This is a genomic window from Arthrobacter sp. P4_F10 (assembly GCF_056401435.1).
Map to the genome: position 1 here is coordinate 106,768 of NZ_JBFUJJ010000009.1, position 13,387 is coordinate 120,154.

11 protein-coding genes are annotated in these 13,387 nt (G+C 67.7%); 8 read left to right on the top strand and 3 right to left on the bottom strand.

Annotated features, from left to right (window positions below):
• The first annotated feature begins 1 nt into the window (after window position 1).
• Window positions 2–385, top strand: a complete 384-nt coding sequence (locus tag AC1DR1_RS11970) for a RidA family protein (RefSeq protein WP_229993773.1) — start codon at window positions 2–4, stop codon at window positions 383–385.
• Between the two features lie 115 nt (window positions 386–500).
• Window positions 501–2,219 carry a SulP family inorganic anion transporter gene (locus tag AC1DR1_RS11975; RefSeq protein WP_229993772.1) on the top strand — a complete coding sequence of 573 codons (1,719 nt, stop codon included), beginning with the start codon at window positions 501–503 and terminating at the stop codon, window positions 2,217–2,219.
• A gap of 36 nt (window positions 2,220–2,255) precedes the next feature.
• On the opposite strand, the gene AC1DR1_RS11980 is transcribed toward AC1DR1_RS11975, so the two are convergent.
• Window positions 2,256–2,927: a response regulator gene (locus AC1DR1_RS11980; RefSeq protein ID WP_476992640.1), complete on the bottom strand. Its 672-nt coding sequence runs from the start codon at window positions 2,925–2,927 to the stop codon at window positions 2,256–2,258.
• Window positions 2,920–4,674, bottom strand: a complete 1,755-nt coding sequence (locus tag AC1DR1_RS11985) for a sensor histidine kinase (protein WP_229993770.1) — start codon at window positions 4,672–4,674, stop codon at window positions 2,920–2,922. Before AC1DR1_RS11985 ends, AC1DR1_RS11980 begins: the two co-directional genes overlap by 8 nt.
• 169 nt (window positions 4,675–4,843) lie before the next feature.
• Between AC1DR1_RS11985 and AC1DR1_RS11990 the strand changes: the two genes are divergently transcribed.
• The 4 genes from AC1DR1_RS11990 (at window position 4,844) to gatB (ending at window position 9,828) form a co-directional block, all read left to right on the top strand.
• A complete protein-coding gene (locus AC1DR1_RS11990) occupies window positions 4,844–6,328 on the top strand; it encodes a CitMHS family transporter (protein WP_476992641.1) in 1,485 nt (494 codons plus the stop codon).
• Between the two features lie 140 nt (window positions 6,329–6,468).
• Window positions 6,469–6,765 (top strand): Asp-tRNA(Asn)/Glu-tRNA(Gln) amidotransferase subunit GatC, encoded by a 297-nt coding sequence (gatC, locus tag AC1DR1_RS11995; RefSeq protein ID WP_026537696.1) that lies wholly within the window; start codon window positions 6,469–6,471, stop codon window positions 6,763–6,765.
• Window positions 6,766–6,769: 4 nt separating this feature from the next.
• The gene (gene gatA / locus AC1DR1_RS12000; protein ID WP_229993768.1) at window positions 6,770–8,323 is read left to right on the top strand and encodes an Asp-tRNA(Asn)/Glu-tRNA(Gln) amidotransferase subunit GatA; all 1,554 of its coding nucleotides are present in this window, start codon (window positions 6,770–6,772) and stop codon (window positions 8,321–8,323) included.
• Window positions 8,323–9,828: an Asp-tRNA(Asn)/Glu-tRNA(Gln) amidotransferase subunit GatB gene (gene gatB, locus AC1DR1_RS12005; protein ID WP_229993767.1), complete on the top strand. Its 1,506-nt coding sequence runs from the start codon at window positions 8,323–8,325 to the stop codon at window positions 9,826–9,828. The genes gatA and gatB overlap by 1 nt, the downstream gene beginning before the upstream one ends.
• A gap of 3 nt (window positions 9,829–9,831) precedes the next feature.
• Here the strand turns inward: gatB and AC1DR1_RS12010 are convergent, their stop codons facing one another.
• Entirely contained in the window at window positions 9,832–10,740 is a 909-nt protein-coding gene (locus AC1DR1_RS12010; RefSeq protein ID WP_476992642.1) for a LysR family transcriptional regulator, read from the bottom strand.
• 122 nt (window positions 10,741–10,862) lie between these two features.
• Between AC1DR1_RS12010 and tdh the strand changes: the two genes are divergently transcribed.
• Window positions 10,863–11,909: an L-threonine 3-dehydrogenase gene (gene tdh / locus AC1DR1_RS12015; RefSeq protein ID WP_370119437.1), complete on the top strand. Its 1,047-nt coding sequence runs from the start codon at window positions 10,863–10,865 to the stop codon at window positions 11,907–11,909.
• A gap of 87 nt (window positions 11,910–11,996) precedes the next feature.
• Window positions 11,997–13,208 carry a glycine C-acetyltransferase gene (locus AC1DR1_RS12020; RefSeq protein ID WP_476992643.1) on the top strand — a complete coding sequence of 404 codons (1,212 nt, stop codon included), beginning with the start codon at window positions 11,997–11,999 and terminating at the stop codon, window positions 13,206–13,208.
• Window positions 13,209–13,387 lie beyond the last annotated feature (179 nt).

Here is a 13,387-nt window from a genome sequence, read left to right on the forward strand (position 1 = left end):
CATGCGCAAGACCTTCGGTACCGGCTCCACCTGGGAACAGGCCCTCGGCTATTCCCGGGCTGTCCAGGTGGACAACACCCTTTACATCTCCGCGACCGCCGCCAGCGGCGAGGACGGAATTGTGGGCGACGACTTCTATGCCCAGACCAGCTACATCCTGCAGAAGCTCGGCGCAGTGCTGGCCGAGGCCGGCTTCGGCTTCGAGGACGTGGTGCAGTCCAAGCTGTACCTGACGGACATCAGCAAGTGGGAAGAGGCCGGCCGCGCCCACGGCGAGGTCTTCGGCGACATCCGTCCCACGCTGTCCCTCGTGCATGTGCTGCCGTTCCTGGATCCCAAGATGCTCGTCGAGATCGAACTCGTCGCCCAGAAGAGCGCCAGCTAGAAACCAACGCGGGGTCTTACCGCCCGTTCCGGCGCTCCCCTTGGGCCGTGGCTGACCCCGCATTGCTGGAACCGGGACTCTGGCGGAACGTCCGGACTTGGAGTATGAAGGGCGCATGACCAAGGCGCACGGGCAGGGGCCTACCAGGATTCCCCTCATCGGCCAGTTCCGCTCCTATGACCGCTCGTGGCTGCGGGGCGATCTGATCGCCGGCGTCACCGTCGCGGCCCTGATCGTTCCTAAGAACCTGGGCTATGCAGGCATCGCGGGGATTCCGCTGCAGAACGGGCTGTATGCCGCGGCCGCCGGCGCCATCGTGTACGCGATCTTCGGCACGTGCCGGCAGATCTCGATGGGGCCCAGCTCGGGTCTGGCGGCGGTGGCCGCGAGTGCCGTGCTCGCGGCAGGCATCACCGGCGAGCAAGATATCGCCTCGTTCGTTGCGGGAATCACCCTCGCCGCCGGGATCCTGTTCCTGCTTCTTGCCGTCTTCAAGATGGGCTGGATTGCGCAGTTCCTCTCGAAGGCCGTGGTCACCGGCTTCCTTTTCGGCGCGGCGATCGACGTCGTCATCGGGGAGCTCCCCAAGCTCACCGGGACCGAGGTCACCGGCTCCAACCCGATTCAGGAACTGTGGTCCTGGCTGGGGACCCTGGGCGAGGCGCAGCCGACCACCGTACTGGTGGGAGCCATCGCCCTGGCTGTCGTCTTCGGGCTGAAAGCTGTCGCGCCTTCAGTCCCAGGTGCCCTGGTCCTGGTGGTGGGCGGATTGCTGGCTGAGGCGCTGTTCGATCTCGGGGCCAAAGGGGTTGCACTGGTGGGGGACGTGCCCAGTGGGCTGCCCTCGCTCGAGGTCCCGGACGGCCAGCTGATGTGGGACCACGTGGGGACCGTGGCCCTCGCAGCGGTGGCGGTGGTCCTGATCGGCTTCTCCCAGACCGCCGGGGATGCGAGGGCGTTCGCTGCCAAGCACCGCTACCAGATCGACATCAACCAGGAATCGATTGCCCAGTCGCTGGCCAACATTGCCGCTGGACTCTTCAAGGGGATGCCCGTCTCGACGAGTCTGTCAGCGAGCTCGCTGAACGACCACTCCGGGGCGAAGACCGGCCTTGCCTCCCTCACTTCTGGGGTCACAGTTCTGCTGACGCTGCTCTTCCTGGCGCCGCTGTTCTCGAACCTGCCTAAGCCCGTGCTGGCGGCGCTGATCATCGAGGCCGTCGTCATGGGCATGATGAACTTTCCGGAGATGCGGCGGCTTGCCCGGGTGCAGAGGTTCGACTTCTGGATTGCGGTCGCAGCGATCATCGGCACCCTCATCTTCGGCGTGCTCGCGGGCGTCGTGATCGGGATCGGCCTCTCGATCTTCTGGCTCGTCCGGGTGGCCACTCACCCGGAGATGCCGTCGCTAGGCCGCGAACCGGGCACCCAGGTCTTTCGTGAAGCCGATGGGCACCCCAGCGACGAAATCGTTCCCGGCGTTGCCGTGATCCGGTTCGACGGCGGCCTGTTCTTCGCCACCGCCGACGCGCTGGAGGACCGGCTGCGCGAGGTCATTCATTCAACACCGGGGCTCACTGGCATTGTGCTCGACTGCGGCGGGATCAATTTCGTCGACTCCCAGGGGGCAGCAAAGATGGCGGACATCGCGACCCTCGCCCGCGAGTCGGACGTCAACCTGCGTCTGACCCGGCTCAAACCCGCGGTTCGGGCGGTCCTGGAGCGCGACGGCGTGATCGAGCGCATCGGGGCGGACATGATCCACGGCAACGTCTACCGGGCCGTGCAGGCGGAGCAGGCCGCAGCCCGGAAAGAGCGTGACGGGACCAGCTAGAAGCGTTGCCCGTGTCCCGGTTCTGCCCAGCCGGGGCTAGTGGCCGGCCGTGGCCGGGATCCCGTAGCGGTGCTCGGGCCGCCCGGTGGTGCCGTAGCGCAGCTGGATGTCGACGGCGCCGTCGTCCGCCAGCGCGGACAGATACCGTTGGGCGGTGGCCCGGGACACGCCTACACGGGCTGCGACGTCGGCGGCCGAATACTGCTCGCCGGGAACCAGGGATTCCAGCACCGCGGCCTCGGTGGCCGAACGGGGACGCGCCGAGGCGACCACGTCGCCCGGGATCAGGGCGCGTTTGGCGCGTTCCACCGTCTCCTGGCTGACGGAGCCCGGCTGCGCCAGGATCCGGCGGTACCGTGCATAGGAGCGCAGCTGCTGCGAGAGGGATTCGGCCGTGAAGGGCTTGAGCAGGTAGCCCAGGGCCCCGCGACGGAACGCCAGGCGCAGCGAGGCCGTGTCCGAGGCCGCGCTGAGGACCACGGTGTCCACGTCCAGCTGGTGCAGCAGGTCCAGGCCCGAGGCGTCCGGGAGGTAGACGTCCAGCAGTACCAGGTCCGGGCGCAGGCTGTGGATGGCCTGCAGGGCCTGCGACGCCGAGCCGGCCGGCGGCAGCGCCAGGAACCCGGCCACCGAATCCACGTAAGCGGCATGCAGCTTGGCGACGTGGAAATCATCGTCGACAATCAGCACCCTGAAATCTTCAGACATCGTTTTCCTCTCCGCTTGATTCAGTGGTTCCAGCATCAGTGGTTCCCGGCATTGTTGGCCCGGATTCGGTGGTTCCCGGCAGGGTGGCGACGAACACGGCGCCCGGGCCGCCGGGGGAGCCGGCTTCGAGCAACCGCACGTCTCCGCCGCGGCGGCGCGCGAGCTGCCGGGACAGCGCCAGCCCCAGGCCCTGCCCGGCACCCGCCCGCGCCGGCCGATCCGAGGTCGTATAGCCTTCCGTGAAGACCCCTTCGGCCTCCGCGGCTGTCAGTCCGGTGCCCAGGCCGTCACCGGAATCCGCCACCACAATGTGAAGTGTGCCGGCGCCTCCGTTGATTCCCGGTTCGTCCAGCACTTCCACTTCCACCCAGCGCTCGGCCGCCGAACCGGCGACGGCGGCGTTCACGGCGTTGTCGATCAGGTTCCCCAGCACGGTGGTGACGTCCTGCGGTTCGGTGACGTGGCCGCGGACCACGGATTCCGGGCCGAGGCGCAGGCTCACTCCACGCTCGTCCGCCTCGACGCCCTTGGCGCCCAGGAAGGCCTGCAGGTAGGGATCCTGAAGCAGCTCAGCCTGGTCCACCGGGAACGCCAGCGGCCCGGTGCCCGCCAGTTTGGCCAGATAGTCCTGCGCCTGCTGGGGCTGGCCGATGCTCATGAAGCCGGCGATCGTGTGCAGCTGGTTGGCAAATTCGTGGCGCTGCGCCCGCAAGGCAGCGGACATGGTGCCGACGGCGTCGAGCTGGCGGGTCAGCTGCTGCAGCTCGGTGCGGTCCCGGAGCATCACCACCCAGCCCAGGTCCTCGCGGCGATGCAGGGCCTTGCGTGCGCTCGCCACCAGGACCCGGCCGCCGGCCACGAGCTCCACCGCCTCGCCCTCCGCCGCGTCGGCCCGGGTCAGGGCCTTCAGCTGCGCCGGCACCGGCGCGGCAGCCCAGGCGGTGCCCGCGAGGTCGGGGACGCCGAGGAGCCGCTGGGCAGCGGCGTTGAAAACGCTGACCCTGCCGTCGGCCGCAACGCCGATCACGCCGTCGTCGACGCCCTGCAACACGGCCACCTGGTCGTGCACCAGGGTGCTGATCTCCTCGGGCTCCAGCCCGAGCGTCAGCCGCTGGAGCCGCCGCCGCAGCAGGAAGGAGGCCAGCACGCCGGCCAGCAGCGCGCCGGCGGCCGTGGCGGCGATGGGGATGATGTCCCGGGCCAGGCTTTGGCTGATTGTTTCGGTGGAGTACCCCACGCTCACCTCACCCACCACCGCTCCGGAATCCGGGGCGTACACCGGGACCTTGGCGCCGGCGGACGGTCCCAGCGTGCCCGTGTTGCGGGTGGTGACCTCCCGGCCGGCGAGGGCCTCCGAGGGGTCGGTGCTGACCTTTTCACCCAGCCGTTCCGCGTCCGGGTGCGCCAGCCGGATACCGGTCTCGTCCGTGATGACCACGAACAGCGCCCCGGTGCGGGTGCGGGCACCCTCCGCGGCAGCCATCAACGGACCGGACAACAGTTCGGCCGCGGGGGGAGCGGCGGGAAGGGCGCTGATGGACCGGACCTGCGACCGCACGGACGGGTCCGAGGCCACCGTCCGGGCCAGGGTCAGCGCCTGGTTCTCCGCCTCCCGGCCCAGCCGGTCGTAGGTCAGCCAGGCATGGACGGCGCTGCTCAGCAACACCACCAGCGCCACGACGCCGAGCTGCAATAACAGTGTCTGGGTCGAAAAGCGCAGGGCCGGCAGAGCTGTGCGGCGCTTCATCGGGCTCCTGCCTGGGGTTGGAACGGACGTGAGCAAAATGCGCAAAATGCATCCAATAAGCAGTATGCCAATCAATTGAGCCAAAGGCCCAGTCGTGACGGGCGCCACTCTAACGTCTGTAGTGCGCATCACACCGGAGTGGTGTCATTCAACGAAGAAGGAGCCGGCCGTGCTGGTATTACTAGGATTCGCCATGATCGCGGTATTCATGGTGCTGATCATGACGAAGAAGTTGACGCCCGTGCTGGCGCTCATCATCGTCCCCACAGTCTTTGGGCTTTTCGCCGGCGCGGGCCTCGGCATCGGCCCGATGGTGCTGGACTCGATGAAGTCCATGACCTCCACGGCGGCGCTGCTGATGTTCGCGATCATCTACTTCGGTTTGATGATCGACGTCGGGCTCTTTGACCCGCTGGTCCGGTTCATTCTGCGCAAGCTCGGCAACGACCCCGCCAAGGTGGTCCTCGGCACGGCCATCCTCGCAGCAGCTGTTTCGCTCGACGGCGACGGCTCCACCACCTTCATCCTGACCACCGCGGCCATGCTGCCGGTCTACCTGCGGCTCAAGATGAGCCCCGTGGTCCTGACCTGCGTGGCCGGCCTGGCCAACGGCACCATGAACATCCTGCCCTGGGGCGGTCCCACCGCCCGCGCCGCAACCGCGCTGAAGCTCGACGTCAACGACGTCTTCGTGCCCATGATCCCGTCCCTCATCGCAGGACTCATTGTGGTGCTGGTCTTCTCCTGGCTGCTCGGCCTGCAGGAACGCAACCGCCTCCGCAGCACCGCCCCCGAGATCTGGGGCGTCCCGGATTCAGCTGAATCGTTCGACGGCGGCAGCAGCACCGGCCGCTTTGGCTTCGGCCGCAAGGGCGCGGGCCCCAAGGCTTCCGGCCCCGCCGGCGGCATTGCCGCCGTCGGAAGCCCCTCAACCGGCGGTTCCTCCGTTGCAGTGCTTGAGCGCACCGAGGACCTGGTTGACGACCGCGACTCCGCCATGGCCGACACCGCCCTGGACCCCAACCGCAAGACCCTGCGTCCCAAGCTGTTCTGGTTCAACCTCGGCTTGACGGCCGCGGTCATGGTGACGCTCGTCGCCAACGTCATTCCGCTCCCGTTCGTCTTCATGGTGGGCTCCGCCATTGCACTGCTGGTCAACTTCCCCAAGGTCAAGGACCAGAGCGCCCAGCTGATCGCCCACGCACCCTCGATCGTCGCCGTCGTCAGCATGGTCATGGCCGCCGCGGTCCTGACCGGCGTCCTCAACGGCACCGGCATGGTCAAGGCAATGTCGGAATGGCTGGTCCAGATCATCCCGTCCGACATGGGCCCGCTGATGGCGATCATCACCGGCGTCCTGAGCATCCCGATGACGTTCTTCATGAGCAACGACGCCTTCTACTTCGGCGTCCTGCCGGTCCTCAGCGAGACGGCGGCCCACTACGGCGTCAGCGCCGCCGAGATGGCCCGCGCTTCCATCACCGGCCAGCCCTTCCACCTGCAGAGCCCCCTGGTCCCGGCGATCCTGCTCCTGGTCTCCCTCGCCAAGGTGGACCTGGGCGACCACCACAAGAAGGTCCTCTGGCGCACGGCCGTGATCTCCCTGGTCATGCTCGGAGTAGGAGTCCTCACGGGAGCCATCGGCATCGGCTAACCAACCCCACGAGATGACAGTTCGCGGCAGTGTTTGCGCAAAACACTGCCGCGAACTGTCGTCTCGGCGTCCGACGGTAACAGCAGTTCAACCCACGTAGACTGGGACGGAAAATAATCCTTTACTTGCAGGGGAGATCCATGGCTGCGATCAACCGCGACGACGTCGCGCATCTCGCGCAACTCGCGCACATCGAGATGAGTGCTGAAGAGCTGGACAGGATGGCCGGCGAACTCGCCGTCATCGTGGATTCAGTGAAGTCCGTCAGTGAAGCTGCCGGTGATGACGTCCCGGCCACGTCCCACCCGATTCCGCTGACCAATGTGTTCCGCGAGGACGTCGTGGGCCACACGTTTACGGCCGAGCAGTCCCTCTCCGGTGCCCCCGACGCGTACGAAGGCCGTTTCAAGGTCCCGGCAATCCTGGATGAGGACTAAGACCATGACTGAGAACAACGAACTGATCCGCCTCTCCGCCGCGGCGCTCGCCGAGAAGCTGGCCGCCCGGGAGGTCACCGCCGTCGAGGTCACCCAGGCCTACCTGGACCGCATCGCCGCCGTCGACGGCAAGGTCCACGCCTTCCTTCACGTCAACGCCGATGAGGCGCTCGCCGTGGCCGCCGAAGTGGACGCGATCCGCGCCGCCGGCGGTGCCGCCGCCGCCGAGCTCCATGTCCTCGCGGGCGTGCCGATCGCCGTCAAGGACCTCATTGTCACGATCGGGCAGCCCACCACGGCCGGCTCGAAGATCCTCGAAGGCTGGAACAGCCCCTACGACGCCACGGTGGTCGAGCGCCTGCGCGCCGCCAAGATGCCGATCCTGGGCAAGACCAACCTGGACGAGTTCGCGATGGGCTCGTCCACCGAACACTCCGCGTACGGCCCCACGCACAACCCGTGGGACCTGGACCGCATCCCCGGCGGCTCCGGCGGCGGTTCCGCTGCCGCCGTCGCGGCCTTCGAAGCCCCGCTGGCCCTCGGCACCGACACCGGCGGGTCCATCCGCCAGCCCGGCGCCGTCACCGGCACGGTCGGCGTCAAGCCCACGTACGGCGGCGTCTCCCGCTACGGCGCCATCGCCATGGCCTCCTCGCTGGACCAGATCGGCCCGGTGTCCCGCACCGTGCTGGACTCGGCCCTGCTGCACCAGGTGATCGGCGGGCACGACCCCCGCGATTCCACCTCGCTGCCGGATCCGCTCGAGGACCTCGTGGCCGCGGCCCGGACCGGCAACGTCGAGGGCATGAAGATCGGCATCATCAAGGAGCTCCACGGCGAGGGCTACCAGGCCGGCGTCGAGAACCGCTTCAACGAATCCCTCGAGCTGCTCAAGGGCGCGGGCGCCGAGATCGTCGAGGTCTCCTGCCCCAACTTCAAGTACGCCCTGGGCGCCTACTACCTGATCATGCCCTCGGAGGCCTCCTCCAACCTGGCCAAGTTCGACGGCGTCCGCTACGGCCTGCGGGTCCTGCCCGAAGAGGGACCGCTGACGATCGAACGCGTCATGGGCGCCACCCGCGCCGCCGGCTTCGGCGATGAGGTCAAGCGCCGCATCATCCTGGGCACCTACGCCCTGAGCGCCGGCTATTACGACGCCTACTACGGCTCGGCCCAGAAGGTGCGCACCCTGATCCAGCGCGACTTCGAGGCCGCGTTCGCCAAGGCCGACGTGCTGATTTCCCCGACGGCGCCGACCACGGCGTTCAAGCTGGGCGAGAAGCTCAACGACCCGCTGGCGATGTACCTCAACGACGTCGCCACCATCCCGGCCAACATGGCAGGCGTCCCCGGACTGTCCCTGCCCGGCGGCCTGGCTGACGAGGACGGACTGCCCGTCGGCATCCAGCTGCTGGCCCCGGCCCGCCAGGATGCCCGGCTGTACCGCGTCGGCGCAGTCCTTGAATCCCTGCTCGAGGCGCAGTGGGGCGGCCCGCTGCTGGACAAGGCTCCTTCCCTTACTGACGCTGCCGTTTCAAGCCACGGAGGTTCACACTAATGACTGACGCAACCCTCAGCTTCGAAGAGGCGATGGAGAAGTACGATCCCGTCCTGGGCTTCGAGGTCCACGTGGAGCTCAACACCAAGACCAAGATGTTCTCCTCGGCGCCGAACGTCTTCGGCGACGAGCCCAACACGAACGTCAACGAGGTGGACCTTGGCATGCCCGGCGTGCTGCCAGTGGTGAACAAGACCGCGATCGAGTCCTCGATCAAGATCGGCCTGGCGCTGAACTGCAAGATCGCCGAGAAGTGCCGCTTCGCCCGGAAGAACTACTTCTACCCGGACACCCCGAAGAATTTCCAGACCTCCCAGTACGACGAGCCCATCGCGTACGACGGCTACCTGGACATTGAGCTCTCCGACGGCACCATGTTCCGCGTCGAGATCGAACGCGCGCACATGGAGGAGGACGCCGGCAAGCTGACCCACATGGGCGGCGCCACCGGCCGCATCCAGGGCGCGGACTACTCCCTCGTGGACTACAACCGCTCCGGCGTGCCGCTGGTCGAGATCGTCACCAAGCCGATCGAGGGCGCCGGCAGCCGCGCACCCGAACTCGCCAAGGCCTACGTCGCCGCGGTCCGCGAAATCGTCAAGAACCTCGGGGTCTCGGACGCCAAGATGGAACGCGGCAACGTCCGCTGCGACGCCAACGTCTCGCTGCGCCCGCACGGCCGCGAACGCTTCGGCATCCGCTCGGAAACCAAGAACGTCAACTCGCTGCGCGCCGTCGAACACGCCGTCCGCTACGAGATCCAGCGGCACGCCGCCGTCCTGGACTCCGGCGAGCCGGTCACGCAGGAAACCCGCCACTGGCACGAGGACACGCGGACCACGACGTCGGGCCGGGCCAAGTCGGACGCCGATGACTACCGCTACTTTCCGGAGCCTGACCTGGTCCCGATCACCGCGTCCCGCGAATGGGTCGAGGAACTCCGGGCCACCTTGCCCGAGCCGCCGGCCGCCCGCCGCAAGCGCCTCCAGGCCGACTGGGGCTACTCGGACCTGGAGTTCCGCGACGTCGTCAACGCCGGCGTCATGGACGAGATCGAGGAAACCATCGCGGCCGGCGCCACCGCCACCGTGGCCCGCAAATGGTGGATGGGCGAGATCGTTGGACGCGCCAAGAACGCCGACGTCGATCCCGGCCAGCTCGGCGTCGCACCGGCGACCATCGTGGAACTGAACCAGATGGTCGAGGACGGCAAGATCAACAACAAGATGGCCACCGAGGTCCTCGACGGCGTGCTCGCCGGCGAAGGCACCCCGGCGGAAATCGTCGAAAAGCGCGGCCTCGCCGTGGTCTCCGACGACGCACCGCTGCTCGAAGCCATCGACGCGGCCCTCGCCGCGCAGCCCGGCGTCGCGGACAAGATCCGCGGCGGCAAGATCCAGGCGATCGGCGCGATCGTCGGCGCCGTCATGAAGGCCACCCGCGGCCAGGCAGACGCCGGCCGCGTCAAGGAGCTGATCCTGGAACGCCTCGGCGTCGAAGGCTAGCCCCTAGCCGCCCACTAAATCGGTCATGATGGTCTGCAGAGCTTCGCAGACCATCATGACCGATGTGCGTTTAAGGTTCTCCGGCCTGGCCAGGAGGTCGATCCGGCGCCGGGTGCTGATGCCCTCCAGCGGCCGCAGCACAATGTCCGGGTTCAGCACCGGCCGTGCGGTGTGCCGCGGCAGCAGGCCGATCACGCCGCCGGCCGCCACGAGCGCCGCCACAGTCGAGTAGTCGTTGATGCGGTGCACGATGTTCAGCTCACGGCTGGAGACCGCCGCGACGGCGGACAGCACGTCTGCGGGGGAGTATCCGGTGCGGCTCGTCACCCACGGTTCGCCCACGACGTCGTCGGCGGTCACCGCCGGCTGGCCGGCCAGCCGGTGCCCGGCCGGCAGGGCCACGTCCAGCGGCTCGTGCGCGAGCGGGATCACCGCGACGCGTTCCTCGGGCCAGCGCGGGCTGTGATCCATCCGGTGCGCCAGGACCAGGTCGTAGCGGGCCGTCAGTGCCGGGAAATCCTGCTGGGCGACGTCCTCGTCGGAGAGCAGGATCCGTGGTTGCCCGGGGCCGTCCAGGAGCCGGGCCAGCGGCGCGAACAATGCCTGCCCGGCACTGTGGAAACCGCTGAGCGTCACCGGCGCCACCGGCGAGCCGTGGTAGGCGCCGATCGCCATCTTCGCATCCGCCATCGCGCTGACCACCGCGGCTCCGGCATCCGCCAGGACCTGGCCGGCCTCCGTGAGCACCAGGTTCCGGCCCTCCTTGCGCGTCAGCGGCACCTCAACGGTCTTCTGCAGCGCGGCCAGTTGCTGGGACACGGCCGACGGCGTCACGAGGAGGGTTTCGGCGACGGCCTTGACGCTGCCCAAGGCTCCGAGTTCGCGCAGCATCTCCAGCTGGTGGATTTCCATGCCAGCCATTCTATGCAACAGCATTTCCTAATTCGTCGATTGAGAAAAATTCGGTTGTGCTAATGCTTTCTGATGGGTCTAATGGGGTGAGTTGTCCCACAAAAGCACAGTTAGGAAGGCCCATGAAGGCTCTCTACAAGGCCGGCGCCCACGCAGGGTTCGAGCTCGTCGACCGTCCCGAGCCGAAGACCGGCCCCGGCGACGTCAAGATCCGCGTCATGACCACAGGCATCTGCGGCACCGACCTGCACATCCAGGCCTGGGACGCCTGGGCGCAGGGCATCATCAACGCCCCCCTGATCGCCGGCCACGAGTTCTACGGCGAGGTGGTGGAGACCGGCGAGGACGTCCTGGACGTCAAGGTGGGGGACCGGGTCTCCGGTGAAGGCCACATCGTCTGTGGCATCTGCCGCAACTGCCGTGCCGGCCGCCGGCAGATGTGCATCAACACCGTCAGCGTCGGCGTCCAGCGCGACGGCGCCTTCGCCGAGTACGTGGTGATCCCCGAGACCAACGTCTGGGTTCACCAGGACCCCTCCGTCACCCCGGAACTCGGCGCCATCTTCGACCCCTTCGGCAACGCCGTCCACACCGCCCTGAGCTTCCCGCTGGTCGGTGAGGACGTCTTGATCACCGGGGCCGGGCCCATCGGCCTGATGGCGATCGCCGTCGCCCGGCACGCCGGGGCGCGGAAGATCGCGATCACCGACGTCTCCGCGCCGCGGCTGGAACTGGCCCGCAGGCTCGGCGTCGACCTCGCGATCGACGTCTCGAAGATGCGGGTCAAGGACGCCCAGCGCGAACTCGGCATGCGCGAAGGCTTCGACATCGGCATGGAAATGTCGGGACACCCCACCGCGCTGCCTGAGATGATCGACAACATGAACCACGGCGGCCGGATCGCAATGCTGGGACTGCCCAGCCAGTCCATCGACATCAACTGGGGCAAGGTGGTCACGCACATGCTGACCATGAAGGGCATCTACGGCCGCGAAATGTTCGAGACCTGGTACGCGATGAGCGCCATGCTCTCCTCCAACCCGGTCCTGCACGCGAACATTTCGGCCGTAGTCACGGACACGCTGCCGGCCACCGACTGGGAAAAGGGTTTCGAGGTGGCCCGCGCCGGCGTCGGCGGCAAGGTGGTCCTCGACTGGACCGTTTTCTAGGCCCGCCGCTTTTCAGAACCCCCTGCCAGACACCGCCTTCCACGCACAGCATTTGCCCCCGCATCCAACCAGCCGAGGAGCCAACCCATGTATTCCGCCATCAAGGACCAGCTGCAGCACGAACTCGATGAGATCCGCAGCGCCGGACTGTTCAAGACCGAGCGGCACATCGACTCGCCGCAGGCCAACCGCATCAAGGCCGGGCAGATCGGCGAGTCCGGCGCCGACGTGCTGAACTTCTGCGCCAACAACTACCTGGGCCTCGCCGACCACCCGGACATCATTGCCGCGGCGAAGACCGCGATGGACACCCGCGGCTTCGGCATGGCCAGCGTGCGTTTCATCTGTGGCACCCAGGACCTGCACCTGGCCCTGGAGCAGCGCGTCTCGGCGTTCCTGGGCACCGAGGACACCATCCTGTTCTCCAGCTGCTTCGACGCCAACGGCGGCGTGTTCGAATCCCTCTTCGGCCCGGAAGACGCCGTCATCTCCGACGCCCTGAACCACGCCTCCATCATCGACGGCATCCGGCTCTGCAAGGCCCAGCGCTTCCGCTACGCCAACCAGGACATGGCGGACCTCGAATCGAAGCTGATCGAGGCCACCACCCAGGAGAACCCGGCCCGCCGCAAGATCATCGTCACGGACGGCGTCTTCTCGATGGACGGCTTCCTGGCCCCGCTCGAGGCGATCTGCGACCTCGCCGAGAAGTACGACGCCCTGGTCATGGTGGACGACTCCCACGCCGTGGGCTTCATGGGCGCCACCGGGGCCGGAACGCCGGAACACGCCGGCGTCTCGGACCGCGTGGACATCTACACCGGCACGTTCGGCAAGGCCCTCGGCGGCGCGTCCGGCGGCTACGTCTCCGGCCGCAGTGAAGTCATCGCCATGCTCCGCCAGAAGGCCCGCCCGTACCTGTTCTCCAACTCGCTGGCCCCGGCGATCGTCGCGGCCACGCTCAAAGCCTTGGACCTCGTGGAAAACTCCGGCGAGCTGCGCGGCAAGCTCTTCGCGAACGCGGAGCTCTTCCGGAACCGCATGAGCGAGGAAGGCTTCGACTTGCTCCCCGGCGAGCACGCGATTGTCCCGGTAATGTTCGGCGACGCCGTCATGGCGGCCAGGGTGGCCGACGCCATGCTCCACAACGGCGTCTTCGTCACGGCGTTCAGCTACCCGGTGGTGCCCAAGGGCGCCGCGCGGATCCGCGTCCAGCTCTCCGCCGCGCACAGCACCGACGACGTCGAAGCCTGCGTCCAGGCATTCGTGCGCAGCCGCGCGGCGGTGGCCGCAGCCTAGGGCGGCTGATCCCTGAGGCCGGGCCCCAGTTCAGCACGGGGTCCGGTCTCACTCCAGGGGTCCGGCCTGCCCCGGCCTTGCTCGTTCATCCAGGCTTCCTCCACTGGCTTATCCGCGGGACATGCCCAGCTCCGGCAGCGAGGACTGGACATAATGCCACTTTGTCCAACGGCCACGAC